The following is a 25,870-nucleotide window of genomic DNA, read 5'->3' as shown; positions in this document are numbered from 1 at the left end:
CCGGCCGGTCGGGACCGGCTGCTGCCGGCCGGTGCTCCCGGTCGGCCGCCTCGCCGGATGCTTCGGCTACTTCTTCACTTCGACGGCGCCGCGGACGGCGGCGGCCTTCACCGCGGCCTCGGCGGGCGTGATCGGCGCCTTGCCGGTGAAGCTCAGGTCGGCGAAGACCACCTCGGCAGCCGTCCAGCGGTCCGCCCAGAAGCAGACGGTGTTGCCGGCGGCGGTCTTGGTGGCGTTGGTGGTCAGCACCCCGCACTTGAGCTTGGCGCCGGGCGCGCCCGCGCTGCCCGCCGGGTACTCGGTCGGCCGGGTCTTCCAGGTGCTGGTGACGGTCGTGCCGGCGAAGGTCTTCGGCTTGACCGCCTCGGCCTCCAGCGCGAGCAGCACGAGCTCGGGGGTCGCCACCGAGCCGTAGCAGCCGATGACCTGCACCATGTCCGTCTGTCCCTTGGTGTAGTTGCCGGCCACGGCGGTGCCGTCCGAGCAGGCCGGCTTCTGGCCGTCCGGGCCGGGCGTGGCCGGGGCGGAGGTGGCCTTCTGCTGGGTGTGGCCGTCCGGCAGGGACATCGGCAGGTCGAGCTTGTACGCGGCGGAGGCGACCGTGCCGCCGCCGCCCGTGCTGCCGGTACCGCCCGTACCGCCGGTGCCGCCGCCGCCGGACAGGCCCCAGATCGCGAGGCCGCCGCCGATCAGCACCACGGCGCCGATCACCAGGCCGATCACCAGGCCGGTGTTGCTCTTCGGCGGGGGCGGCGGGTAGCCGCCCGGTGCGCCGTAGGGCTGCGGCTGGCCGGGCACGGGGGCCTGCGGGTAGCCGGGCTGGGCGCCGTACGGCGGGGCCGGAGGCTGCTGCGGGTAGCCGTAGGACGGCGGCTGCGGCGCGCCGTACGCCGGCTGCTGCGGGGCGCCCCCGTACTGCGGCGGCTGGCCGTACGGCTGCTGCGGCTGCCCCTGCGGATACTGCTGACCCTGGCCGTACATCGAAAATCGATCTCCCCCGCCACGGCGCTCCGCGGCCTGAACTTGGCGTACTCCCCGTCAGTGCCCGCACGGTCGCCCGCGCGAGTATCCGGGCACGCTACCGCACGGCCGTCCGAACCCGCCGGGGTGGTCCGGGCGGCGGGCGGCGACGGCCGTCCCCCCTCGTCCTCCCCCTACCCAGGGGACGGCCGGGCCACCCTCGGAGGCCCCGGGCGGCCGGTCCGTGTCGGTCCGCGCCCCGCCCGTACGCGGCGCGGACCGGCGCGGAATCCGCCATTCGGTATATCTCCGGCCGTTCTTGATAGTCCGTTCGGCGGTATTTCATCGTGCGCGTCCGGCATTCGGTCGATGATTCCCGTCGACCGTTTGAACCGCGCATTCTCTCCGTTTGTGCGTGCGCGCGTTCCACCGGTGTTCGGAGTTGGGATGTGTACGGTGTGCAGACGTCCCCATGCGGGTTTGCGACTGACGGGAGGGCACGTCATGGCGGCGACCACGGAGTTGGCCGACGAACTGCCGCAGTGCGAGGTCGAGACGGCGAAGGCCCGGGCGGCGTCCTTGCTGCTGGCATTCCGGCACGGGAACCAGCTGTCCTTCGACGCGCAATTGGACCGGCTCCTCGCCGACCACGTGGAGCGCGAGGTGACCACCCTGCTGGTGTGGATCGCGGCCGAGGCGGTCCGCAAGGCGTACGCGCCCGAGGCCGCCGACCGGGTGCTGCGCTCGCTCGCCCGCCGCGCCCCCGCCGACACCTCCGGCGTGCTGCTCGACGAGGACGCCGCCGACCCCGCCCGGCTGGTCGAGGCCGTCGACGCCGGGGACGTCGCGGCCGTCCGCGCACTGGTCGCCGCCACCCCGGACAGCACCTACCTGCTCGGCGGCCTGCTGCAGGCCGTCGCCATGATGCTGCCGCTGCTGCCGGAGGGCGAGGGCGCCGAGATCGCGGCCGAGCTGCGCCGCCGGCACGGCGGCCGGGCCGTGCAGGTGCCGGAGGCCCGGCACGGCTGATCCGGCCACCGCCGGTCCGTCCCCGTCAAGGGCGGGCAGAGCCGCACGCCCACAGGCTGGTGCCGCGTCAGGCGACCTTCGCCCCGTCGCGACGCCCGGCACGCACTCTCGCCGCACCGGACGGAAGTCCGAGTACGGTCCAGTACGAGGACTTCCGGCCGGCACGCCGACAGCACGCACCGGACGCCGCTCCTTGACGGGCAAAGGTTGCCTGACGCGGCACCAGTTGTGGCATGCACGCTACTAGGCAGAATGTCAGCAAGGCCCCTACCGTCGAGTACCGCAACGCATCCGCAACTCGACCGAGGAGCCGGTATGCAACGACGCCCCCACCCGCGCAGATTCGCCGCCGCCACCCTCGCAGCGGCCCTGCTGGCCGTATTCGCCCCCACCGCGTCCCCCACCGCCGCGGCAGCCGCCGGAGAAACCCCGGTCGCCGCCGGCGACTACTGCGCAGGGAAATGCCTCGACATCCTGCCGCCCGGCGAGAACGGCAACGCCACCCTCGCAGAGATCCTGCTCAACAAGGTCTTCGGCTCCCGCCCCGCCCACACCGACGACCAGCTCGGCCCCTACGCCAACCTCGCCGGCGCCTACCCGCAACTGACCGAGGCCCAGCTGCGCAGCTTCTTCAACGACGCCTCCTTCGGCGTCCCCGCCGAGCAGGTCGCCTCCACCACCCGCCCGCGCAGCGACGTCGCCATCGTCCGCGACAAGGCCACCGGCGTCCCGCACATCACCGGCACCACCCGCTACGGCACCGAGTTCGGCGCCGGCTACGCCGCGGCCCAGGACCGGCTCTGGGTGATGGACCTCTTCCGACACGTCGGCCGCGGCCAGCTCTCCGGCTTCGCCGGCGGCGCCGCCGCCAACCGGCAGCTGGAACAGAGCTTCTGGCAGGCCGCCCCCTACACCGAGGACGAGCTCCAGCAGCAGATCGACGCCATCGCGAACGAGGGCGACCGCGCCCGGCAGGCCCTCGCCGACGCCGGCGCCTACCTCGACGGCATCAACCAGTACGTCCGCGAGTCCTACGACGGCCGCTACTTCCCCGGCGAGTACGACCTCACCGGCCACATCGACGCGATGACCAACGCCGGCGGCATCGAACCCTTCAAGCTCACCGACCTGGTCGCGCTCGCCTCCGTGGTCGGCGCCCTGTTCGGCTCCGGCGGCGGCGGGGAACTCGCCTCCGCCCAGGTCAAGCTCGCCGCCGAGGCCCGCTACGGCACCGCCGAGGGCGACCGCCTCTGGTCCTCGCTCCGCGAGGCCGACGACCCCGAGGCCGTGCTCACCCTGCACGACGGCCGGCGCTTCCCGTACGCCCTGCCGCCCGACTCCCCGCAGGGCGCCGCGCTGCCCGACCCGGGATCGGTCGTCCCCGAGAAGACGGTCCACGACGCCACCGGCACCGGCACCCAGGGCGCCACCACCGCCCCCGGCCTGCTGCCCGGCAACCTGCTCACCGCCAAGCACGGCATGTCCAACGCCCTGCTGGTCTCCGGCGCCCACACCGACGACGGCCACCCCGTCGCCGTGTTCGGCCCGCAGACCGGCTACTTCGCCCCCCAGCTGCTCATGCTGGAGGAGATCCAGGGCCCCGGCATCAGCGCCCGCGGCGCCGCCTTCGCCGGGCTGAGCTTCTACGTGCAGCTCGGCCGCGGCCAGGACTACGCCTGGAGCGCCACCTCCGCCGGACAGGACATCACCGACACCTACGCCGTCCCGCTCTGCACCACCGACGGCAGTCCGGTCGGGCTGACGGCCGACCACTACCGGTGGCACGGCCAGTGCCTGCCGATGGAACGGCTGGAGCGGAAGAACTCCTGGAAGCCCACCACCGCGGACCCCACCGCGGCCGGCTCCTACACCCTGGTGATGAACCGTACGAACTACGGCCTGGTCACCGCCCGCGGCACGGTCGGCGGCGCACCCGTCGCCTTCACCTCGCTGCGCTCCACCTACCGCCACGAGGCCGACTCCATCATCGGCTTCCAGATGCTCAACGACCCCGGTGCGGTGCACGACGCGGCGGGCTTCCAGCAGGCCGCGCAGAACATCAACTACACCTTCAACTGGTTCTACGCGGACTCCCGGGACATCGCGTACTACAACTCCGGCAACAACCCGGTGCGCGCCCCGGGCGTCGACGCCGGCCTGCCCGTCCGCGCCGAGCCCGCCTACGAGTGGCGCGACTTCGACCCCGCCGCGAACACCGCCCGGTACACGCCGCCCGCCGAGCACCCGAACTCCGTCGACCAGGACTACTACGTCTCCTGGAACAACAAGCAGGCCGCCGGCTTCGCCGCCGCGGGCTTCGGCAACGGCTCCGTGCACCGCGGCAACCTGCTCGACGACCGGGTGAAGGCGCTGCTCGCCGGCGGCGGGAAGGCGAGCCGGGTCTCGCTCACCAAGGCCATGGAGTCCGCCGCCCTCGCCGACCTGCGCGCCGAGGACGTGCTGCCCGAACTGCTCCGGGTCGTCCGCAGCGCCCCCGTCACCGACCCGTCCCTCGCCGCCGCCGTGCAGAAGCTGGAGACCTGGCGGGCGGCCGGCGGGCAGCGCCGGGAGACCTCCCCGGGCAGCCACGCCTACGCCGACGCCGAGGCGATCCGCACCCTGGACGCCTGGTGGCCGCTGCTCGCCGACGCGGTCTTCCGCCCCGGCCTCGGCGACGCCCTGTTCGGCGCCCTGACCGGAGCCGTCCAGATCAACGAGTCGCCCTCCGGCGGGCAGAGCGGGCCCACCAGCGGCACCGCCAGCGCCAACGAGTCCATCCCGCACAAGGGCTCGGCCTTCCAGTACGGCTGGTGGAGCTACGTCGACAAGGACCTGCGGGGCGTCCTCGGCGACCCGGTGGCCGGGCCGCTGGCCCGCCCGTTCTGCGGCGGTGGCGACCTCGCGGCCTGCCGCACCGTCCTGCTCGACAGCCTGAGGAAGGCCGTGGCGCAGACCCCGGCCCAGGTCTACCCGGCCGACGCGGACTGCCCGGCCGGCGACCAGTGGTGCGCCGACTCGATCGTCCAGCGCCCGCTCGGCGGCGTCACCGACCCCAAGTCCACCTGGCAGAACCGCCCGACCTACCAGCAGGTCGTCCAGTTCCCGGCGCACCGCTGAGCACCCCGACGCACGGCTCCCCGGCCCCGCCCCACCGGGCCGGGGAGCCTGCGCCGGGCGGGCCCCGGACGCTACGTAGACTGGGCCCGTGAGCGACAAGGCCGAGCAGAACCCGTACACCACCCGCCCCTCCGACGCCGGGGCCTCCGGTCCCGAGGCCGAGCTGCGGGCCGTGGAGACCGAGCTCTCCGGCCGCTGGCCGGAGAACAAGCTGGAGCCCTCGCTCGACCGCATCGCGGCGCTGATGGACATCCTCGGCCAGCCGCAGCGCTCCTACCCCTCGATCCACATCACCGGCACCAACGGCAAGACCTCCACCGCCCGGATGATCGAGCAGCTGCTCGGCACCTTCGAGCTGCGCACCGGCCGCTACACCAGCCCGCACGTGGAGTCGGTCACCGAGCGGATCAGCCTGGACGGCGCCCCGATCAGCACCGAGAAGTTCGTCGAGACCTACCGCGACATCGAGCCCTACGTGCGGATGGTCGACGGGACGCAGCCGGTCGCGATGTCCTTCTTCGAGGTGCTGACCGGCATGGCGTACGCCGCATTCGCCGACGCCCCGGTGGACGTCGCTGTGGTCGAGGTCGGCATGGGCGGCTCCTGGGACGCCACCAACGTCATCGACGCCGCCGTCGCCGTGATCACCCCGATCGGCCTGGACCACACCGACAAGCTCGGCGGCACGACCGGCGAGATCGCGGTGGAGAAGTCCGGCATCATCAAGCCCGGCGCGCTCGCCGTCGTCGCCCAGCAGCAGCTGGACGCCGCGCAGACCATCCTCAAGCGGGCCGTCGAGGTGGACGCCACCGTCGCCCGGGAGGGCATGGAGTTCGGCGTGATCCGCCGCGAGGTCGCGATCGGCGGCCAGCTCGTCACCCTGCGCGGCCTCGGCGGCGCGGAGTATGAGGACGTGTTCATCCCGCTGCACGGTGCCCACCAGGCGCACAACGCCGCCCTCGCGCTGGCCGCCGTCGAGGCGTTCTTCGGCGTCGGCGCGGCCGCCGGCGGCCAGCTGGACACCGAGAAGGTCCGCCGGGCGTTCTCCGGCGTCTCCTCGCCGGGCCGTCTGGAGATCGTCCGCCGCAGCCCCACCGTCATCCTGGACGCCGCGCACAACCCGCACGGCGCCGAGGCCACCGTCGCCGCGATCGGCGAGGCCTTCGGCTTCACCAAGCTGGTCGGCGTGATCGGCACCAGCGGCGACAAGGACGTCTCCGGCCTGCTGGAGGTCTTCGAGCCGGTCCTCGCCGAGGTCGTCATCACCCAGAACTCCACCCACCGGGCGATGCCCGTCGACGAGCTGGCCGCGCTCGCCGTGGAGATCTTCGGTGAGGATCGTGTGCAGGTCGAACCCCGGCTGGACGACGCCATCGACGCGGCCGTCACGCTCGCCGAGGAGGAGGACCTCGGCGGCGCCGGCGTCCTGGTCACCGGCTCGGTCATCACGGTGGGCGAGGCGCGCCTGCTGTTCGGAAGGAAGTAGCACCCGATGCGGACCCTCTGCTCCTCGACCCTCATCGGCGAGGCCCTGCTCATCATGTTCGCCGGCCTGGTCGCCATGCCGCTGTCGGACGTGCCGACCGGCACGATCTGGGCCGTCAGCGGCACCGCCATGGTGCTGTGCGTGCTGCTCTGCGGCATGATCGAGCGCCCCGGCGCGGTGGCGGTCGGCTGGGTGCTGCAGATCGGCCTGATCGCCAGCGGCCTGGTGCTGCCGACCATGTTCGGGCTCGGCGCCGTCTTCGCCGCCCTGTGGTGGTGCTCGGTGCACTACGGCCGCAAGATCGACGTGATCAGGGCGGCCCGCGCCGCCGAGGCCCCGCAGACCGCCTGAACCCCCGCTGAGCGGCCCGTTCGCGTCGGCGGGCCGCACCCGCAGGGTAGTGTCTGCGGTGGCCGAACCCACCGTGCCGAACCCGATCCCCTGGAGCTGCACCGTGTCCCAGCGCACTCTCGTCCTGCTCAAGCCCGACGCCGTCAAGCGCGGCCTGGCCGGCGAGATCATCAGCCGCATCGAGCGCAAGGCGAACTGGCGGCTCGCCGCCCTCGAACTGCGCACCTTCGACCGGGCGACGCTGGAGCTGCACTACGCCGAGCACGTCGGCCGCCCGTTCTACGAGCCGCTGCTGGAGTTCATGACCTCCGGCCCGTCGATCGCGCTGATCGTCGAGGGCGAGAACGTCATCCCCGGCATCCGCGCGCTGGCCGGCGCCACCGACCCGCTGCAGGCCGGCCCGGGCACCATCCGCGGCGACTACGCCACGATCACCCGTGAGAACCTGATCCACGCCTCGGACTCGGAGGTCTCCGCCGAGCGCGAGATCAAGATCTTCTTCCCCGCCCACGCCTGACCCCGTCTCGCCTGACGAAGGCCTGACACAGCCTGACGTACGCCCAGGTCGGGCCGGGTGCAACCGCCCCGGTCCGACCGGGTGCAACCGCCGGAACCCGCCCCGAAAAGGCGGAACCCCGAGCGCCGACACGGCGTCCCAATCCCGGGAAGAGCACATCGGCCGCCGGAGAATGGCCAGCATGCCGTACCTCGCCGTACGCGGTGAACGGGCCTGGCTACGATGGACGCAACTCATGGGCCCGGTACGGCTGCTCAGCTGATGTCAGCCCTGTCGTGGGCGCGCGCGATCGGCCCACTCCCCGCACATGCACACCGAGCTCGGGAAGGCACTGCACACCCCATGGCCAACAATCTGTCGTTCATCGGCCGTGACATGGCGATCGACCTCGGCACTGCCAACACGCTGGTGTACGTCAGGGGCAAGGGGATCGTCCTCAACGAGCCGTCGGTCGTCGCCGTGAACACCAACACCGGCGGCATCCTCGCGGTCGGCGCCGAGGCGAAGAAGATGATCGGGCGCACGCCCGGCAACATCGTCGCCATCCGCCCGCTCAAGGACGGCGTGATCGCCGACTTCGAGATCACCGAGCGGATGCTCCGCTACTTCATCCTCAAGATCCACCGCCGCCGCTACCTGGCCCGCCCGCGCGTCGTGGTCTGCGTGCCCTCCGGCATCACCGGGGTCGAGCGCCGCGCCGTCATCGAGGCCAGCGCCCAGGCCGGCGCACGCCAGGTGCACATCATCGAGGAGCCGATGGCCGCGGCGATCGGCGCCGGCCTGCCGGTGCACGAGCCCACCGGCAACATGGTCGTCGACATCGGCGGCGGCACCACCGAGGTCGCCGTCATCTCCCTCGGAGGGATCGTCACCGCGCAGTCCCTGCGGGTCGCCGGCGACGAGCTGGACAACGCCATCGTCCAGCACATCAAGAAGGAGTACAGCCTCCTCCTCGGCGAGCGCAGCGCCGAGCAGATCAAGATGTCGATCGGCTCCGCCTTCGCGCTCGAGGGCGAGAAGGACGAGCACGCCGAGATCCGCGGCCGCGACCTCGTCAGCGGCCTGCCCAAGACCGTCGTCATCTCCGCCGCCGAGGTCCGCGAGGCCATCGACGAGCCGGTGAACTCCATCATCGACTCGGTCAAGACCACCCTCGACCAGTGCCCGCCCGAGCTCGCCGGCGACGTCATGGACCGCGGCATCGTGCTCACCGGCGGCGGCGCGCTGCTGCGCGGCCTCGACGAGCGGCTCCGCCGGGAGACCGGCATGCCCATCCACATCGCGGAGAACCCGCTGGACTCGGTCGCCCTCGGCGCCGGCAAGTGCGTCGAGGAGTTCGAGGCGCTCCAGCAGGTCCTGGACGCCCAGCCGCGCCGCTGACCCTCCCCGCGGGGGCAGCACGGCGCACACGGCGTCACATCTCCAACTGAACAACCGGTACCAGGGAACGAAGGGGCGCTCCAGCACCGTGAGGGACACACGAGAGAGCCGACTACTGCTCATCCTGCTGGTCGCGGTCGCCTTCGCCCTGATCACCGTCGACATCAAGGGCGGCGAGGACTCCCCGCTCGGCGGGGCCCGCCGGGCGGCCGCCGGCCTGCTCGGCCCGGTCGAGCGCGGCGCCTCCGGCCTCGTCGACCCGGTGGCCGGCACCATCCGCGCCGTCCGCGACGCCTCCACCCACCAGCAGCGCCTCGACCAGATCACCCGGGAGAACACCGAGCTGCGCCAGCGGCTCGCCTCCTCCGACACCGCGGCCGGCCGCACCAAGCAGCTCGACGACCTGCTGCGGACGGCCGGCAACGGCGGATACACCATCAAGGCCGCCCAGGTCATCGCGATCGGCGCCGCCCAGGGCTTTTCCTGGACGATCACCATCGACGCCGGCAGCGACGACGGCCTCACCCGCGACATGACCGTCATCAACGGCCAGGGCCTGGTCGGCCGGGTCACCACCGTCGCCCCGACTACCGCCACCGTGCTGCTCGCCTCCGACCCCGGCTTCACCGCCGGCACCCGGCTGGAGGGCAGCGACGAGATCGGCTTCGCCGCCGGCCAGGGCAGCAGCCCGATGCGGGTCCAGCTGCTCAACGGCCGCGCCCAGGTCAAGGCCGGCGACCGGGTCGTCACCTTCGGCTCGCAGAGCGGCCGCCCGTTCGTCCCCGGCGTTCCCGTCGGCCGGGTGGTCGAGGTCCAGGCCACCCCGGGCGAGCTCACCAAGACCGTCCTGGTCGAGCCCTACGTCCAGTTCACCCGCCTCGACCTGATCGGCGTCGTCGTCGTCCCGCCGCGCAGCGACCCGCGCGACGGCGTCCTGCCGCCCAAGCCGACCGCCGCCGCGGCGAACCCGCCGGCCGCCGCACCCTCGAAGCCGACCGCCGCCTCCACACCCGCAGGGGGGAACTGACCGTGCGTCCGAACCGCATCCTGCTCTCCGCCGTCCTGCTGATGCTCGGCCTGGTCGTCCAGGTCAGCGTGCTCGGCCGGCTCCAGTTGCCCGGGGCCACCCCCGACCTGCTGATGCTCGTCGTCGTCGGCCTCGCCCTGGTGTACGGCCCGACCGGCGGCTGCCTGGCCGGCTTCGCCGCCGGCCTGCTCGCCGACCTCGCGCCGCCCTCCGACCACGCCATCGGCCGCTACGCCCTGGTGCTCTGCCTGGTCGGCTACGCCGCAGGCCTGCTCCGCCCCGAGGCCGGCCGGCAGCGCTCCGCGATCAGCGCCCTGATGGTCGTCGCCGTCGCGGCCGTCGTCTCCACCGGCCTGTACGCCTCCGTCGGCGCCCTGGTCGGCGACACCGCCGCCCGCCACGTCGGCCTCGCCGGCCTGGTGTTCAGCGCCCTGCTGTACGACGTGCTGCTCGCGCCGTTCGTGGTGCCCGCCGTCATGCTGCTCGCCCGCCGCTTCGACGGCGGCCGCTCCGGCGCCGAGACCGAGGACCCGGGCGGCTCCGGCCTCGGCAGCCTCGCCCGCTACAAGACCACCCGGGAGTCCTCGCCGATGCCGACGAGCCCGCGCAAGAAGCGGTCGCTCGGCCTCGCCCGCCGTCCCTGACGCCCCGCAGAACCCCCAGGAGGAGTCCCCCCAGTGAGCAACATCCCGGAGACCGGACGCACCCAACGGGTGACGATCCGTCTGGTGGTGCTGCAGATCCTGGTGCTGTCGCTGCTCGCCACCCTCGGCGGGCGGCTGTGGTACCTGCAGATCCGGACCGGCAGCCAGTACGCCGCCCAGGCGCAAGGGAACCACATCCGGGAGGTCGTGGAGCCCGCCGTCCGCGGCGAGATCCTCGACGCCTCCGGGCGGGTGCTCGTCGGCAACGAGACCAAGCTCGTCGTCTCCGTCAGCCGCACCTCCCTGCTCCAGCAGAAGGACCGCGGCAAGGCCGTGCTGACCCGCCTCGCCGGCGTCCTCGGGCTGCAGCCCAAGGACGTCCAGGACAAGGTGCGGCTCTGCGACGCCAAGACGCCCAAGCCCTGCTGGAACGGCTCGCCCTACCAGCCGATCCCGGTCACCCAGCAGGCCACCACCCAGCAGGCCATGCAGATCATGGAACGCCGCGAGGACTTCCCCGGCGTCACCGCCCAGCCCACCGCCGTCCGCCGCTACACCGGCGTCGAGGGCGCCAGTGCCGCCCAGGTGCTCGGCTACCTCTCCCCGGTGACGGACGACGAGGTCACCAAGACCGCCGACAAGACCGGCCGCGAACGCCGCCTGCCGAGCGACCAGATCGGCCGCGCCGGCCTGGAGTCCGTCTACGACGACGACCTGCGCGGCACCACCGGCGTCGACAAGCTGGAGGTCGACAACCTCGGCAAGGTCATCGGCAGCGCCGGCACCGTGCCCGCGCAGTCCGGCAACAACCTCGTCACCAGCATCGACGCCCGGGTCCAGAAGGTCGTCGAGGACCAGCTGGCGCAGGCCATGACCGACGCCCGCAAGGTCTACGACAAGGAGACCCACAAGAACTACGAGGCGGACTCCGGCGCCGCCGTCGTCATGGACGTGCACACCGGTCGGATCATCGCCATGGCCAGCGCCCCCACCTTCGACCCCAACCTGTGGGTCGGCGGCATCACCGCCAAGGACTACCAGGCGCTGACCGACAAGGGCTCCAACTACCCGCTGATCAACCGGGCCATCCAGGGCCTGTCCGCCCCCGGCTCCACCTTCAAGGTCATCTCCACCACCGCCGCCGTCCAGGCCGGCTACTCCCTCGACGGCCACTACCCGTGCCCGCCGAGCATGACCATCGGCGGCCGCGAGTTCAAGAACTTCGAGGGCGAGAGCTTCGGCGACATCTCGCTGGAGAAGGCCCTGGAGATCTCCTGCGACACCGTCTTCTACTATCTGTCCTACGACCAGTGGCTGAAGGACGGCGGCATCAAGCCGAAGAACCCCGCCGACTGGTTCACCAAGACCGCCCACCAGTACGGCCTCGGCGCCAAGACCGGCGTCGACCTCCCCAGCGAGGTCGCCGGCCGGGTGCCGGACCGCCAGTGGAAGCAGTCCTTCTACGACGCCAACAAGGACGCCTGGTGCGCCCAGGCGGCCAAGGGCGGCCACGAGTACGCCGACGAGATCGCCCGCGAGAACTGCCAGGACGGCAACGTCATGCGCGCCGGTGACGCCGTCAACTTCGCCATCGGCCAGGGCGACACCCTCGTCACCCCGCTCCAGATGGCCCGGATCTACTCCGCGCTGGCCAACGGCGGCACCCTCTACCGCCCCACCATCGGCAAGGCGGTCATGAGCCCGGACGGCAAGCTCGTCCGCGACATCGCCCCCCACGAGGACGGCAAGATCCCCGCCCAGGGCAAGCTGCTCGACTACATCGACCAGGCCACCGCGGGCGTCGTCACCAGCGGCACCGCCGCCTGGAAGTTCGTCGGCGCCGGCTGGCCCCAGGGCAAGATCGAACTGCACGCCAAGACCGGCACCGCGGAGGTCGCCGGCAAGCAGACCACCTCGTGGCTGACCACCTACAGCGGCGACTACGCGGTCGTGATGACGATAAGCCAGGGCGGCACCGGCTCCGGCGGTTCCGGTGACTCGGTACGCCGCATCTACCAGGCGCTCTACGGCGTCGACGACAAGGGCGCCATCGACAACGGCAAGGCCCTGCTGCCCAAGCCGCAGAGCGAACTGCCCAAGTTCAACCCCGACGGCACCGCCATCATCAAGCAGGCCTCCTACGACGCCCCCGGCGACCGCGCCTTCCTCGACCCGGTGCCCGCCACCGGCACCGGCGCCCCCGCGGTCCTCGCGCTCGCCGCCCTGGAGCCCGCCCGCGCCACCGGAAGGAGCCGCGGATGACCTCCTACGGCTCGTACCGCACCGTCCGGCTCGCCCCGCAGCGCGGCTCCATCGCCAGGGCCCTGGCCAAGGACTCGCCGCTGCGCCGGATGGACTGGATCATGATCCTCTCCGCGCTGGCGCTCTCCCTCGGCAGCTCGCTGCTCGTCTGGTCCGCCACCCGCGGCCGCGACAACCTCACCCACGGCGACCCGCAGTACTTCCTGTACCGGCACCTCACCAACACCCTGGTCGGCGTGGTGCTCTGCGCGGTCACCGTCGGGATAGGGACACGCCGGCTGCGCACCGCGGTGCCGTTCGTCTACCTCGGCGTCCTGCTGCTGCTCGCCGCCACCCTCACCCCGCTCGGCTCCACCATCAACGGCCAGCACTCCTGGATCCAGTTCGGCGGCGGATTCTCGCTGCAGCCCGCCGAGTTCGCCAAGCTCTCCATCGTGATGGGCATGGCCGTGGTGCTCTCCGCCCGGGTCGACGCCGGCGAACGGGAGTTCCCCTCCTCACGCAGCGTCATCCAGGCACTGGTGATCGCCGCGGTGCCGATGGGCGTCATCATGCTGATGCCCGACCTCGGCTCGGTCATGGTGATGGGCATCGTCATCATGGGCGTCCTGCTCGCCTCCGGCGCCGCCCGCCGCTGGGTGTTCGGCCTCATCGGCGCCGGCACCGTCGGCGCGCTGGCCATCTGGAAGCTCGGCGTGCTGAGCAAGTACCAGATCGACCGCTTCGCCGCCTTCGCCAACCCCTCGCTCGACCCGGCCGGCGTCGGCTACAACACCGCCCAGGCCCGGATCGCCATCGGCTCCGGCGGCCTCACCGGCATGGGCCTGTTCCACGGCTTCCAGACCACCGGCCAGTTCGTCCCCGAGCAGCAGACCGACTTCGTGTTCAGCGTGGCCGGCGAGGAACTCGGCTTCGTGGGCGGCCTCGGCCTGATCGCCCTGCTCGGCGTCATCCTCTGGCGGGCCTGCAAGATCGCCCGCCAGGCCACCGACCTGTACGGCACCGTCCTCGCCGCCGGCGTGATCACCTGGCTCGCCTTCCAGGCCTTCGAGAACATCGGGATGAACCTCGGCATCATGCCGGTCGCCGGCATCCCGCTGCCGTTCGTCTCCTACGGCGGCTCCTCGATGTTCGCGGTCTGGGTCGCCGTCGGACTGCTCCAGTCCGTCCGCTCCCAGCGGCCGATAGGGATCTGACCGGGCGGCCGCCGCCGCCCACCGGACCGGCGCCCCGACGGCCACCGCCGTCGCGGGCGCCGACCCGTTCCACGGCCGCGGAGCCGGTGCGTTCCGGCCGGGAAGGAGGGGCGGCCGGGTCCGGTAACCTTGAGGGTCGTCCCCGTCCACGACCCAAAGGGCTCACCGCATGCCAGTCGAATCGGTCTTCCCACGCCTGGAGGCCCTCCTCCCGCACGTCCAGAAGCCGATCCAGTACGTCGGCGGCGAGCTCAACTCGACCGTCAAGGACTGGGACGCCTGCGACGTGCGCTGGGCCCTGATGTACCCCGACGCCTACGAGGTCGGCCTGCCCAACCAGGGCGTCATGATCCTCTACGAGGTGCTCAACGAGCGCGAGGGCGTGCTCGCCGAGCGCACCTACAGCGTCTGGCCCGACCTGGAGGCGCTGATGCGGGAGCACGGCGTCCCGCAGTTCACCGTCGACGCGCACCGCCCGGTGAAGGACTTCGACCTCTTCGGTCTCTCCTTCTCCACCGAGCTCGGCTACACCAACATGCTGACCGCGCTCGACCTCGCCGGCATCCCGCTGGAGTCCAAGGACCGCGGCCTCGACGACCCGATCGTGCTCGCCGGCGGCCACGCCGCCTTCAACCCCGAGCCGATCGCCGACTTCCTCGACTGCGCCGTCGTCGGCGACGGCGAGCAGGCCGTCCTCGACATGACCGAGATCGTCCGCGCCTGGAAGGCCGAGGGCCGCCCCGGCGGCCGCGACGAGGTGCTGCTGCGGCTCGCGAAGACCGGCGGCGTGTACGTGCCGCGCTTCTACGACGTCGAGTACCTGCCGGACGGCCGGATCGGCCGCGTCGTGCCGAACCGCCCCGGCGTGCCGTGGCGGGTCTCCAAGCACACCGTCATGGACCTCGACGAGTGGCCCTACCCCAAGCAGCCGCTCGTCCCGCTCGCCGAGACCGTCCACGAGCGGATGTCGGTGGAGATCTTCCGCGGCTGCACCCGCGGCTGCCGCTTCTGCCAGGCCGGCATGATCACGCGCCCCGTGCGGGAGCGAAGCATCACCGGCATCGGCGAGATGGTCGACCGCGGCCTCAAGGCGACCGGCTTCGAGGAGGTCGGCCTGCTCTCGCTGTCCAGCGCCGACCACTCCGAGATCGCCGACGTCACCAAGGGCCTCGCCGACCGCTACGCCGAGGACAAGATCGGCCTGTCGCTGCCGTCCACCCGGGTCGACGCGTTCAACATCGACCTGGCCAACGAGCTCTCCCGCAACGGCCGCCGCTCCGGTCTGACCTTCGCCCCCGAGGGCGGCAGCGAGCGCATCCGCAAGGTGATCAACAAGATGGTGTCCGAGGAGGACCTCATCAACACGGTCGCCACCGCGTACGGCAACGGCTGGCGCCAGGTGAAGCTGTACTTCATGTGCGGCCTGCCCACCGAGACCGACGAGGACGTCCTGCAGATCGGCGAGATGGCGAAGAACGTCATCGCCAAGGGCCGCGAGGTCACCGGCGGCAACGACATCCGCTGCACCGTCTCCATCGGCGGCTTCGTGCCCAAGCCGCACACCCCCTTCCAGTGGGCCCCGCAGCTGTCCGCCGAGGACACCGACGCCCGCCTCGCCAAGCTGCGCGACTCCATCCGGCACGACCGCAAGTTCGGCAAGAACATCGGCTTCCGCTACCACGACGGCAAGCCCGGCATCGTCGAGGGCCTGCTCTCCCGCGGCGACCGCCGGATCGGCGCCGTCATCCGCGCCGTCTACGACGACGGCGGCCGCTTCGACGGCTGGCGCGAGCACTTCTCCTACGACCGCTGGATGGCCTGCGCCGAGAAGGGCCTCGCCGGCACCGGCGTCGACGTCGACTGGTACACCACCCGCGAGCGCGGCTACGAGGAGGTGCTGCCCTGGGACCACCTGGACAGCGGCCTCGACAAGGACTGGCTCTGGGAGGACTGGCAGGACGCCCTCGAAGAGGTCGAGGTCGAGGACTGCCGCTGGACCCCGTGCTTCGACTGCGGCGTGTGTCCGCAGATGGACACGCACATCCAGGTCGGCCCGACGGGCAAGAAGCTGCTGCCGCTGACCGTGGTCAAGTCGTAGGACCGCAGCGCAACCCGACGGCCCTCCCCGGCGTACCTGCCGGGGAGGGCCGTCGTACGCGTCGTACGGAAGGGGGGGCGGATGGCCGAGGAACGGGCCGCCGAGGGGTGCCTGGTGGCGTTCGTGCGGGTGCCGGCACGGATCTTCGCGCTGCTGGTGGTGGTGCCGCTGCGCTTCCTGTGGGAGCTGCTGCTGGCTGCCGTGTTGCGACCGTGTGGCCGGGCGCTCGGGTGGCTCGTGGTGCAGGTCTGCCGACTCCTGTACTGGACGGTCGGCTGGCCGCTCGTTCGGCTGTACCGGTACGTCCTCGTGCCGTGCGGGCACGCCCTGGCCCGGATCGGCCGCACCCTGCTGCGGGCCCCGCTGGCCTGGCTGGGACGGCAGGTGCTGGCCCCCGCCGGGCGGGTGCTGTGGACCGTGCTGGCCCGGCTGGGCCACTACCTGGTGGTGGTCCCGCTCGCGGCGCTGTGGCGGTACGTGCTGGAGCCGTGCGCCCGTGCACTGCTGTGGTTGCTCACCGCCGTCGCGCGGGGGGCGGGGTGGGTGCTGCGCGTCCTGGTGGCGGTGCCGCTGGTGCGGCTGTGGCGGGTGCTGCTGTACCCGGTGCTCCGCGAGCTGGGGAGGGCGATCGCCCGGGCCTGGCGGATCGGCGGGCGGATCTGGCGCTTCCTGGTGGTGCGGCCCTGGCGCTGGGTGCGGCGAGAGGTGTGGTGGCCCGCGAAGGCCGAGATCGGGCGGGTGCTGCGGGAGGTCCGGCGGGCCCTGGTGGGGTGACCCGGTCCGGGCGGCGGGCCCGGGCGCGTACCCTTGTCCTGACAAGCGACCGGCCGGTACGGCCGGACGGGACACCGATCTAAGGACTGAGCAGCCCTGGCACGCCGCACGCCCGACGGTCCGCCGCCCGCGCCGACGGTGCAGCGCATCCGTCTCCGCTACACCAAGCGCGGCCGTCTGCGCTTCACCAGCCACCGGGACTTCCAGCGGGCGTTCGAGCGTGCGCTCCGCCGCTCGGCCGTTCCCATGGCGTACTCCGCCGGCTTCACCCCGCACCCCAAGGTCTCCTACGCCAACGCCGCCCCGACGGGCGTCGCCAGCGAGGCGGAGTACCTGGAGATCGGCCTCGCCGAGGCCCGTGACCCGGAGGAGCTCCGGGCCCGGCTCGACGGGTCGTTGCCGCTCGGCCTGGACGTCGTCGACGCCGTCGAGGTCCGCACCGCCAACTTCGTCGAGCGCCTGGAGGCCTCCGAGTGGCAGCTGCGGCTGGCCGGCGTCGAGCCGGAGGAGGCGGCCCGCGCGGTCGCCGCTTTCCTGGCCGAGGAGGCCGTCGAGGTGCAGCGCACGACCAAGAACGGCGTGCGGGTGTTCGACGCCCGCGGGGCCGTCGCGTCGCTGCAGGTGCTCCCGTCGCAGGTGGGCGATGGTAACGACACTGGCACAGAGCGTGCCGACGATGTTCGTCCGGGCTCACCCTGTGCGATACTGCGGCTGGTAGTACGACATGCCACACCCGCCGTACGACCCGACGACGTTTTGTCCGGTCTCCGTGCGACGGCCGACCTGGCGCCGCCGGTCCCCGCTGAGGTGACCAGGCTGGCGCAGGGGCCGCTCGACGAGGAGACCGGCACGGTGACCGACCCGCTGGCGCTCGATCGCGCCGCGGCCCCGGCAGGCCGATAGCGGCCGCAGGGCCGCGCGCCTCTGCCGACCGCCGAGTGGGCAGGGAGCCAGGGCTCACCACCGGGCCGTGGCTCCCCGGTCCCCGCGGCTTCCCAGGGGAGCGAGCGTCGTCGCCCGCAGCCGGGCCCCCGCGGCCCGACCTGGACAACGAGAAGACTGGTCAGACCAGAAGACTTTCGGCATCCCGCACCGTGCGGGACGCCGAGCGAGACTACGAGCTCCTGTGCGGCCTCGCGTCCGCACGGCAGCACCGTGGAAGCCGGCACGCCATCACCGTGGCCGCCGTGAACCAGGTGCCGAGCCGTGCCCGGATGCGGAGCCCGGGGGCCTGACGGGAGATCCACCCGCATGCTCGAGAACACCGAACCGCAGTCCGCTGCGGAACCGGCCGACACCCCTGCCGACGGCGGTGCCGCGGCCCCGCCGCGCCGTCGTCGCCGTGCGGTCTCCCGCCCGGCCGGCGCCCCGCAGGGCGCCGCCGCCGAGGCGGCCGAGACCGTGCTGCCCGCCGAGCCGCAGCAGGACGGGGCCGCGGCCGCCGAGGCCCCGGCCGCCCCGGTTGAGGCGCCCGCCGCCGAGAAGCCGGCCCGGCCCCGCCGCACCCGCAAGCGCGCCGAGGCCCCGGCCGGCGCCCCCGAGGCCACCGCGATCGTGGTGACCGAACCCGCCGCCGGCGCCGAGGAGCCCGCGGCCGAGCAGGCCGCCGCCCCGGCCGCCGAGGCGCCCGCCGCGGAGAAGCCCGCCCGGGCCCGCCGCACCCGCAAGCGCGCCGAGGCCCCCGTCGGCCCGCCGGTCGCCGAGGAGCCCGCGGCCGAGCAGGCCGCCGCTCCGGTCGCCGAGGAGCCGGCCGCCGCGGAGGAGCCCGCCGCCGAGGAGGCCGCGCCCGCCCGCCGCACCCGCCGTCGCCGCGTGGTCGAGCAGGCCCCGGTCGTCGCCGAGGAGCCGACCGCCGAGGAGCCCGCCGCGTCGACCGAGCCGGTCGAGGAGGAGGCCGAGGCCGCCGAGGAGCCCGCCGAGGCCGAGGCGCCCGCCGCCGAGGCCCCGGCCGCCGAGCCCGAGCCCGAGCCGTCGCACCGCGTCCGCCGCCGGGCGGTCCGCCCGTCCACCGCGCTCTTCCAGGCCCCGGTCTTCCAGGAGCCCGCTCCGTACGTCGCGCCGACCGCGCCCGCCGCTGCGGCCGCACCGGCCGCCGCCGCGGAGGAGGGCGGCAGCGAGGACGAGGAGTACGAGTACAGCGGCGTCGGCCGCCGCCGCCGGGTCCGCACCCCCGTCCGGGTGCAGACCCCGGCCCGTGCGCAGGCGCCCGCCCGTGCGCAGACCCCCGCCCGCGCCGAGGTCGCCCCCGCCGAGCAGGAGGCCCCCGAGGCCGCCGGCACGGGCCCCGAGCAGGAGGGCGAGTGGGAGGAGGACGGCCGTCCGTCGCGCCGCCGCCGCCGGGGCGGCCGTCGCCGCCGCCGCGGTGAGGCCGAGGAGCCGGAGGCCGCCGAGCTGTCGCAGGCCGAGGAGGACGCCTCCGCCGAGGAGGACACCTCCGGTGAGGCCGAGCCGGAGGAGGACGAGGACGAGGACGAGCTCGCCGCCGGACTGTCCTCCTCGCGCCGCCGTCGTCGCCGCCGTCGCCGCAGTGGCGAGGGTGCCGCGGAGCCGGCCGAGACCACCGAGGACGGCGTCCGCACGGTGGTGAAGGTGCGCGAGCCGCGCCGCCGCTCCACCGAGCCGTCGTTCGACCCGGACGAGGTGCAGTCCATCAAGGGCTCCACCCGCCTGGAGGCCAAGAAGCAGCGCCGCCGCGAGGGCCGCGAGCTGGGCCGCCGCCGGGTGCCGATCATCACCGAGGCCGAGTTCCTGGCCCGCCGCGAGTCGGTCGAGCGCGTCATGGTGGTGCGCCAGAACGGCGAGCGCACCCAGATCGGCGTGCTCGAGGACGGCGTGCTGGTCGAGCACTACGTCAACAAGGAGCAGGCCACCAGCTACGTCGGCAACGTGTACCTGGGCAAGGTCCAGAACGTGCTGCCGTCGATGGAGGCCGCCTTCGTCGACATCGGCAAGGGCCGCAACGCGGTCCTCTACGCCGGCGAGGTCAACTTCGGCGCGCTGGGCGGCCACGGCGGCCCGCGCCGGATCGAGTCGGTCCTGAAGTCCGGCCAGTCCGTGCTGGTGCAGGTCTCCAAGGACCCGATCGGCCACAAGGGCGCCCGCCTGACCAGCCAGATCTCGCTGCCCGGCCGCTACCTGGTGTACGTGCCCGAGGGCTCGATGACCGGCATCAGCCGCAAGCTGCCCGAGAACGAGCGGGCCCGCCTCAAGCAGATCCTCAAGAAGATCGTCCCGGACGACGCGGGCGTCATCGTGCGCACCGCCGCCGAGGGCGCCAGCGAGGAGGAGCTGACCCGGGACGTCCAGCGGCTGCAGCAGCAGTGGGAGGACATCCAGAAGAAGGCCGCCACCGGCAACGCGCCGGTGCTGCTCTACGGCGAGCCGGACATGACCGTCCGGGTCGTCCGCGACATCTTCAACGAGGACTTCACCAAGGTCATCGTCAGCGGCGGCGACGCGTGGAACACCATCCACGACTACGTCTCCAACGTGGCCCCGGACCTCGCCGAGCGCCTCCAGCGCTGGACCTCCGACGTGGACGTCTTCGCCACCTACCGGATCGACGAGCAGCTGATGAAGGCGCTGGACCGCAAGGTCTGGCTGCCGAGCGGCGGTTCGCTGGTGATCGACCGGACCGAGGCGATGGTCGTCGTCGACGTCAACACCGGCAAGTTCGTCGGTCAGGGCGGCAACCTCGAGGAGACCGTCACCCGCAACAACATCGAGGCGGCCGAGGAGATCGTCCGCCAGCTGCGGCTGCGCGACCTCGGCGGCATCATCGTGATCGACTTCATCGACATGGTGCTGGAGTCCAACCGCGACCTGGTGCTGCGCCGCCTGCTGGAGTGCCTGGGCCGGGACCGGACCAAGCACCAGGTGGCCGAGGTGACCTCGCTGGGCCTGGTGCAGATGACCCGCAAGCGGGTCGGCCAGGGCCTGCTGGAGTCCTTCTCCGAGGCGTGCGTGCACTGCAACGGCCGCGGCGTCATCGTCCACATGGACCAGCCGCACACCCACGGCGGCGGCGGTGCCGCCCCGGCGGCCGGCGAGGCGGGCGGCGGCAAGCGCCGTCGGCGCGGCAAGGGCGGCGCCCAGGCCGAGCCGCAGGCCGAGGCCGCGGTCGCGACGGAGGCCCCGGAGGAGGCGCCCGAGGCGCTGGAGCTCCCCGAGGCCCCTGAGGCCGCCGAGGACATCGAGGTCGTCGACGTGCGCGCCGAGGAGCCGGCGCAGGCCGCGCAGGCCCAGGCCGCTCCCGCGGAGACCGCCGAGGTGCCGGCCGAGGCCGTGGCCGAGGCCGCCGAGCCGGTCGCCGCCCCCGCGGGCCGCACCCGTCGCCGTGCGGTGCGCAAGGCGACGGCCCCCGCGGGTTCGCCGGCCGAGGCCGAGATCGTGGTGCTGCAGGCCCGGGCCGAGGCCGCCATGGAGGCCGCCCTGACCGCCGCCGAGCAGCAGGCCGTCGAGCCCGCCGCGGAGCCGGCCGCCGTCGAGGCGGTCGTGGAGGCGGCCGAGGCCGTCGCCGAGGCCGCGGAGGCCGTCGAGGCCGCCGTGGTCACCGCGGAGGCCGCCGAGGCTGCCGGGGCGCCGGTCGAGGAGGAGGCTGCGGAGGCCGCGCCGAAGAAGCGCGCGACCCGCAAGACCGCCGCCAAGAAGACCGTGGCCGCGAAGAAGACCACCGCGGCCAAGAAGACCACCGCCCGCAAGACCGCCACCAAGCGGACGAGTGCGGCGGCCAAGAAGGCAGCGGCCGCCGAAGGTGACGGCGCCGCCGAGTGACGCCCCGCGCCCGGGGCGGCCGACGTGCCGCCCCGGGCCCGGTAGGGCCCGGTTTGCCCCCGCGCGGGCCGGTCCGTATTCTTGACCCTCGGCGTGTTACGCCATGCTCCCGAGCACATCACCTCCCGGATCCGTCCGCGGTTCCGGGGGAGGCCCCTGTGTCCGTACCCAGGGGCTGGCATCGGTGAGTTCCGACCGAGTACAGAAAGCAGGTACCGCATGTACGCGATCGTTCGCGCAGGCGGCCGCCAGCACAAGGTCGCCGTCGGCGACGTGCTGGAGATCGACCGCATCGAGGCCAAGCCGGGTGACTCGGTCGAGCTGTCGACCGTCCTGGTCGTCGACGGTGACGCCGTCACCTCCGACCCGTGGGTGCTCGGTGGCGTCAAGGCGCACGCCGAGGTCGTCGAGGAGACCAAGGGCGACAAGATCGTCATCCTCCGCTACAAGAACAAGACGGGTTACCGCCGTCGTCAGGGTCACCGCCAGAAGTACACCGCGGTGCGCATCACGAGCATCGACTCCGTCAGCAAGTAAGGGGATAGCGAGATGGCACACAAGAAGGGCGCAAGCTCTACCCGCAACGGCCGTGACTCGAACGCCCAGCGCCTCGGCGTCAAGCGCTTCGGCGGCCAGGTCGTCTCGGCCGGCGAGATCCTCGTCCGCCAGCGCGGCACCCACTTCCACCCGGGTGCCGGTGTCGGTCGCGGTGGCGACGACACCCTGTTCGCGCTGACCGCCGGTGCCGTGCAGTTCGGCAACCGTCGCGGCCGCAAGGTCGTCAACATCGTGGCCGTCGAGGCCTGAGTCTGACCCCACGTCAGGACTTGTCGTGAAGGGTGGGCCGGAATGTTCCGGTCCACCCTTCATGCTTTACCGCAGGACCCCATCTTTTCCGTCGTACTGGAGGCACACCCATGACCACCTTCGTGGACCGCGTCGAGCTGCACGTCGCCGCGGGTAACGGAGGCCACGGCTGCGCCTCCGTGCACCGGGAGAAGTTCAAGCCGCTCGGCGGGCCCGACGGCGGCAACGGCGGCGAGGGCGGCAGCGTCGTCCTCACCGTCGACAGCCAGATCACCACCCTGCTCGAGTACCACCACTCGCCCAAGCGCAAGGCCACCAACGGCAAGCCCGGCGCCGGTGGCAACCGCACCGGCGCCGACGGCCAGGACCTCGTCCTCGCGGTGCCGGACGGCACCGTGGTGCTCGACAAGAAGGGCAACGTGCTCGCCGACCTGGTCGGCCACGGCACCAGCTTCGTCGCCGCCGCAGGCGGCCGCGGCGGCCTCGGCAACGCCGCCCTCGCCTCCGCCCGCCGCAAGGCCCCCGGCTTCGCCCTGCTCGGCGAGCCCGGCGAGGCCCGCGACATCGTGATGGAGCTCAAGTCCGTCGCCGACGTCGCCCTGGTGGGGTACCCGAGCGCCGGCAAGTCCTCGCTGATCTCGGTGCTCTCCGCCGCCAAGCCGAAGATCGCGGACTACCCGTTCACCACGCTGATCCCCAACCTCGGCGTGGTCACCGCCGGCTCGACGGTCTACACGATCGCCGACGTCCCCGGCCTGATCCCCGGCGCCAGCCAGGGCAAGGGCCTGGGCCTGGAGTTCCTGCGCCACGTCGAGCGCTGCGAGGTGCTGGTGCACGTCCTCGACTGCGCCACCCTGGAGCCCGGCCGCGACCCGCTCACCGACCTGGAGACCATCGAGGAGGAGCTCGCCCAGTACGGCGGCCTGGAGGACCGGCCGCGCCTGGTCGCGCTCAACAAGGTGGACGTGCCGGACGGCCAGGACATCGCCGACCTCACCCGCGCCTCGCTGGAGGAGCGCGGCTACCGCGTCTTCGAGGTCTCCGCGCTCGCCCACAAGGGCCTGCGCGAGCTGAGCTTCGCCCTGGCGCAGATCGTCGCCGAGGCGCGCGCCGCCAAGCCGGTCGAGGAGTCCACCCGGATCGTGCTGCGGCCGAAGGCCGTGGACGACGCGGGCTTCACCATCACCGAGGAGGACGGCGTCTACCGCATCCGCGGCGTCAAGCCGGAGCGGTGGGTCCGCCAGACCGACTTCAGCAACGACGAGGCCGTCGGCTACCTCGCCGACCGCCTGGCCCGCCTCGGCGTCGAGCAGGAGCTCTGGAAGGTCGGCGCGCAGGAGGGCGACACCGTCGTCATCGGCCCCGAGGACGACGCGGTCGTCTTCGACTGGGAGCCGACCATGGCCGCCGGCGCGGAGATGCTCGGCCGCCGCGGCGAGGACCACCGCTTCGAGACCCAGCGGCCCGCCGTCGACCGCCGCCGCGAGCGCCAGCGCGGCCGGGACGCCGCCGAGGAGGAGTACCGCGCGTTCGAGGCGCTCTCCTCCGGTCGCCAGGCCATCGAGGGCGACGACGAGGACTACTGAGTCCCGGCGTCCACCAGCTGAAAACCCCGACGGGCCCGCTGCGCGGATCGCGTAGATTGCGACCGAGCAGCGGGCTCGATCCAGCACGACCGGAGGACACTGATGACGGGTCAGACACTGCGGCAGGACGTCCTCGCCGCGCGGCGGATCGTCGTGAAGGTCGGCTCGTCCTCACTGACCACCGCGGCCGGCGGCCTGGACGCCGACCGGGTCGACGCGCTCGTCGACGCGCTCGCCAAGGTCCGCTCCCGCCCGGACGCCCCCGACGTCGTCCTGGTCTCCTCCGGCGCCATCGCGGCCGGCCTCGCCCCGCTCGGCCTCGCCAAGCGCCCCTCCGACCTGGCCCGCCAGCAGGCCGCCGCCAGCGTCGGCCAGGGCCTGCTGGTCGCGCGCTACACCGCCTCCTTCGCCCGGTACGGCATCCGGGTCGGCCAGGTGCTGCTGACCGCCGAGGACGCCAGCCGGCGCTCGCACTACCGCAACGCCTACCGCACCCTCGACCAGCTGCTCGCGATGGGCGCGATGCCGGTCGTCAACGAGAACGACACCGTCGCCACCGCCGAAATCAGGTTCGGTGACAACGACCGGCTGGCCGCGCTGGTCGCCCACCTCGTCCGCGCCGACCTGCTGGTGCTGCTCTCCGACGTGGACGCGCTGTACGACGGCAACCCGGCCAGGCCGGGCACCACCCGGATCGACACCGTGCGCGGCCCGCACGACCTCGACGGCGTCGAGATCGGCAGCGTCGGCAAGGCCGGCGTCGGCACCGGCGGCATGGTCACCAAGGTCGAGGCCGCCCGGATCGCCACCGGCGCCGGCATCCCCGTCGTGCTGACCGCCGCCAGCCACGCCGCCGAGGCCCTGGCCGGCCGGCCCGTCGGCACGCTCTTCCTGCGCACCGGCAGCCGCTCCGCCGACCGGCTCCTGTGGCTCGAACACGCCTCCACCCCGCGCGGCGCGCTCCACCTCGACGCCGGTGCCGTCGACGCCGTCGTCCTCGGCGGGAAGTCCCTGCTCCCGGCCGGTGTGACCAAGGTCGACGGCGACTTCACCGCGGGTGATCCCGTCGACCTTCTTGGCGAAAACGGCCACATCGTCGCCCGCGGACTGGTCAACTTTGATGCGAGGGAGCTGCCCCGTCTGCTCGGCCGGTCCACGCGGGAGCTGGCCCAGGAGCTCGGTGCCGCGTACGAGCGCGAGGTCGTCCACCGCGACGACCTGGTCGTCCTGCGCGGCTGACGGGGCCACCGGGGCCGGTGCAGCGGGCGGCGCCCGGGCAGGGGACGTCGCCGAACAGGAGGCCGCCGATGGCAAGCAGGCGCCCGGGAACACTGCCCGGGGAGACGTCCGCGCGGCGGCTCACCAGCATCGCGGGCGGCCGCGCCGACGGCGACCCGCCCGGTGAACCCCCGCAGTCCGTCCGGGAGTTGCACCCGCACGGCGAGGGCGAGGGCGAGACGGAGGAGCACGGCAGGCTCTGGCACGTCGTGCTGTCGGTGGCCGGCCGGGCCACCCCGATCGCCGAACTGCGCTCCGCCCTGGAACGGCTCGCGCACGACCACGCCTTCTTCCTGACCGCCCGCTACGCCGCCGACCACGCCGAGATCCGATACTGGGAGCAGGCCCGCGACCTGCACGACGCCGCGGCCATCGCGCTGCGGCTGTGGGGGGAGCACAAGGCGTCCGCGAACTTACCGCCGTGGGAGATCGTGGGCCTGGAGGTCGTCGACCGCACCACCTACCACCAGCGGGTGGCCGAGGGCTTCGGCGACCCGCCGCCGCACCTCGGCGGTGTACACCCGTACTGACCTGCCGCGCCGCGGCCCGCGTCTCAGCCGACGAAATGCGGGCCGAGGCGGTGGC

The 25,870-nt window shown here is 73.1% G+C and carries 20 protein-coding genes; 19 read left to right on the top strand and 1 reads right to left on the bottom strand.

The annotated features are described in order from the left end of the window. Positions 1-66: 66 nt before the first annotated feature. Positions 67-981 (bottom strand): hypothetical protein, encoded by a 915-nt coding sequence (locus AB0O09_RS04715; protein ID WP_363540138.1) that lies wholly within the window; start codon positions 979-981, stop codon positions 67-69. Between the two features lie 483 nt (positions 982-1,464). Between AB0O09_RS04715 and AB0O09_RS04710 the strand changes: the two genes are divergently transcribed. The 19 genes from AB0O09_RS04710 (at position 1,465) to AB0O09_RS04620 (ending at position 25,815) form a co-directional block, all read left to right on the top strand. Further along, a complete protein-coding gene (locus tag AB0O09_RS04710) occupies positions 1,465-1,989 on the top strand; it encodes a hypothetical protein (protein ID WP_363540136.1) in 525 nt (174 codons plus the stop codon). A gap of 315 nt (positions 1,990-2,304) precedes the next feature. Beyond that, entirely contained in the window at positions 2,305-5,106 is a 2,802-nt protein-coding gene (locus AB0O09_RS04705; RefSeq protein WP_363540134.1) for a penicillin acylase family protein, read from the top strand. 88 nt (positions 5,107-5,194) lie between these two features. Continuing rightward, positions 5,195-6,592, top strand: coding sequence for a folylpolyglutamate synthase/dihydrofolate synthase family protein (locus AB0O09_RS04700; RefSeq protein ID WP_363540132.1), 1,398 nt, complete (start codon positions 5,195-5,197; stop codon positions 6,590-6,592). Positions 6,593-6,598: 6 nt separating this feature from the next. Next, positions 6,599-6,943: a DUF4233 domain-containing protein gene (locus AB0O09_RS04695; RefSeq protein ID WP_363540130.1), complete on the top strand. Its 345-nt coding sequence runs from the start codon at positions 6,599-6,601 to the stop codon at positions 6,941-6,943. 103 nt (positions 6,944-7,046) lie between these two features. Next, positions 7,047-7,460, top strand: coding sequence for a nucleoside-diphosphate kinase (ndk, locus tag AB0O09_RS04690; RefSeq protein ID WP_363540128.1), 414 nt, complete (start codon positions 7,047-7,049; stop codon positions 7,458-7,460). A gap of 354 nt (positions 7,461-7,814) precedes the next feature. Next, positions 7,815-8,840: a rod shape-determining protein gene (locus AB0O09_RS04685; RefSeq protein WP_030270516.1), complete on the top strand. Its 1,026-nt coding sequence runs from the start codon at positions 7,815-7,817 to the stop codon at positions 8,838-8,840. An 88-nt stretch (positions 8,841-8,928) separates the two neighbouring features. Further along, positions 8,929-9,867, top strand: coding sequence for a rod shape-determining protein MreC (gene mreC / locus AB0O09_RS04680; RefSeq protein WP_363540126.1), 939 nt, complete (start codon positions 8,929-8,931; stop codon positions 9,865-9,867). A gap of 2 nt (positions 9,868-9,869) precedes the next feature. After that, on the top strand, positions 9,870-10,511 hold the full coding sequence (gene mreD, locus AB0O09_RS04675; RefSeq protein WP_363540124.1) for a rod shape-determining protein MreD: 642 nt from the start codon (positions 9,870-9,872) through the stop codon (positions 10,509-10,511). Positions 10,512-10,544: 33 nt separating this feature from the next. Then, a complete protein-coding gene (gene mrdA / locus AB0O09_RS04670) occupies positions 10,545-12,773 on the top strand; it encodes a penicillin-binding protein 2 (RefSeq protein WP_363540122.1) in 2,229 nt (742 codons plus the stop codon). Further along, entirely contained in the window at positions 12,770-13,969 is a 1,200-nt protein-coding gene (locus AB0O09_RS04665) for an FtsW/RodA/SpoVE family cell cycle protein (RefSeq protein ID WP_363540120.1), read from the top strand. The genes mrdA and AB0O09_RS04665 overlap by 4 nt, the downstream gene beginning before the upstream one ends. 169 nt (positions 13,970-14,138) lie before the next feature. Further along, complete coding sequence (locus tag AB0O09_RS04660) at positions 14,139-16,067, top strand: TIGR03960 family B12-binding radical SAM protein (protein WP_363540118.1); 1,929 nt, start codon at positions 14,139-14,141, stop codon at positions 16,065-16,067. An 81-nt stretch (positions 16,068-16,148) separates the two neighbouring features. Next, entirely contained in the window at positions 16,149-16,841 is a 693-nt protein-coding gene (locus AB0O09_RS04655; RefSeq protein ID WP_363540116.1) for a hypothetical protein, read from the top strand. 138 nt (positions 16,842-16,979) lie between these two features. Next, entirely contained in the window at positions 16,980-17,744 is a 765-nt protein-coding gene (locus tag AB0O09_RS04650) for a TIGR03936 family radical SAM-associated protein (RefSeq protein WP_363540115.1), read from the top strand. A 348-nt stretch (positions 17,745-18,092) separates the two neighbouring features. Further along, positions 18,093-21,614 (top strand): Rne/Rng family ribonuclease, encoded by a 3,522-nt coding sequence (locus AB0O09_RS04645; RefSeq protein ID WP_363540113.1) that lies wholly within the window; start codon positions 18,093-18,095, stop codon positions 21,612-21,614. A gap of 219 nt (positions 21,615-21,833) precedes the next feature. Continuing rightward, positions 21,834-22,151 (top strand): 50S ribosomal protein L21, encoded by a 318-nt coding sequence (gene rplU / locus AB0O09_RS04640; RefSeq protein WP_030270532.1) that lies wholly within the window; start codon positions 21,834-21,836, stop codon positions 22,149-22,151. A gap of 12 nt (positions 22,152-22,163) precedes the next feature. Beyond that, positions 22,164-22,421, top strand: coding sequence for a 50S ribosomal protein L27 (gene rpmA / locus AB0O09_RS04635; protein WP_030058248.1), 258 nt, complete (start codon positions 22,164-22,166; stop codon positions 22,419-22,421). A gap of 110 nt (positions 22,422-22,531) precedes the next feature. After that, a complete protein-coding gene (obgE, locus tag AB0O09_RS04630; protein WP_363540111.1) occupies positions 22,532-24,007 on the top strand; it encodes a GTPase ObgE in 1,476 nt (491 codons plus the stop codon). Between the two features lie 102 nt (positions 24,008-24,109). Further along, the gene (proB, locus tag AB0O09_RS04625; RefSeq protein ID WP_344625684.1) at positions 24,110-25,246 is read left to right on the top strand and encodes a glutamate 5-kinase; all 1,137 of its coding nucleotides are present in this window, start codon (positions 24,110-24,112) and stop codon (positions 25,244-25,246) included. Between the two features lie 68 nt (positions 25,247-25,314). Next, the gene (locus AB0O09_RS04620; RefSeq protein ID WP_363540109.1) at positions 25,315-25,815 is read left to right on the top strand and encodes a hypothetical protein; all 501 of its coding nucleotides are present in this window, start codon (positions 25,315-25,317) and stop codon (positions 25,813-25,815) included. Positions 25,816-25,870 lie beyond the last annotated feature (55 nt).

Origin of the sequence: Kitasatospora sp. NPDC093679 (genome assembly GCF_040683455.1) — a bacterium.
Taxonomy (GTDB): Bacteria; Actinomycetota; Actinomycetes; order Streptomycetales; family Streptomycetaceae; genus Kitasatospora; species Kitasatospora arboriphila.
Note: the sequence above shows the minus strand (reverse complement) of the source record. Positions and strands in the feature narration are given on the sequence as shown.

Coding starts and splice junctions, on each gene's coding strand:
- AB0O09_RS04715 (WP_363540138.1), bottom strand. CDS start 981: ATGTACGGCCAGGGTCAGCAGTATCCGCAGGGGCAGCCGCAGCAGCCG.
- AB0O09_RS04710 (WP_363540136.1), top strand. CDS start 1,465: ATGGCGGCGACCACGGAGTTGGCCGACGAACTGCCGCAGTGCGAGGTC.
- AB0O09_RS04705 (WP_363540134.1), top strand. CDS start 2,305: ATGCAACGACGCCCCCACCCGCGCAGATTCGCCGCCGCCACCCTCGCA.
- AB0O09_RS04695 (WP_363540130.1), top strand. CDS start 6,599: ATGCGGACCCTCTGCTCCTCGACCCTCATCGGCGAGGCCCTGCTCATC.
- AB0O09_RS04665 (WP_363540120.1), top strand. CDS start 12,770: ATGACCTCCTACGGCTCGTACCGCACCGTCCGGCTCGCCCCGCAGCGC.
- AB0O09_RS04660 (WP_363540118.1), top strand. CDS start 14,139: ATGCCAGTCGAATCGGTCTTCCCACGCCTGGAGGCCCTCCTCCCGCAC.
- AB0O09_RS04655 (WP_363540116.1), top strand. CDS start 16,149: ATGGCCGAGGAACGGGCCGCCGAGGGGTGCCTGGTGGCGTTCGTGCGG.
- AB0O09_RS04645 (WP_363540113.1), top strand. CDS start 18,093: ATGCTCGAGAACACCGAACCGCAGTCCGCTGCGGAACCGGCCGACACC.
- rplU (WP_030270532.1), top strand. CDS start 21,834: ATGTACGCGATCGTTCGCGCAGGCGGCCGCCAGCACAAGGTCGCCGTC.
- rpmA (WP_030058248.1), top strand. CDS start 22,164: ATGGCACACAAGAAGGGCGCAAGCTCTACCCGCAACGGCCGTGACTCG.
- obgE (WP_363540111.1), top strand. CDS start 22,532: ATGACCACCTTCGTGGACCGCGTCGAGCTGCACGTCGCCGCGGGTAAC.
- proB (WP_344625684.1), top strand. CDS start 24,110: ATGACGGGTCAGACACTGCGGCAGGACGTCCTCGCCGCGCGGCGGATC.
- AB0O09_RS04620 (WP_363540109.1), top strand. CDS start 25,315: ATGGCAAGCAGGCGCCCGGGAACACTGCCCGGGGAGACGTCCGCGCGG.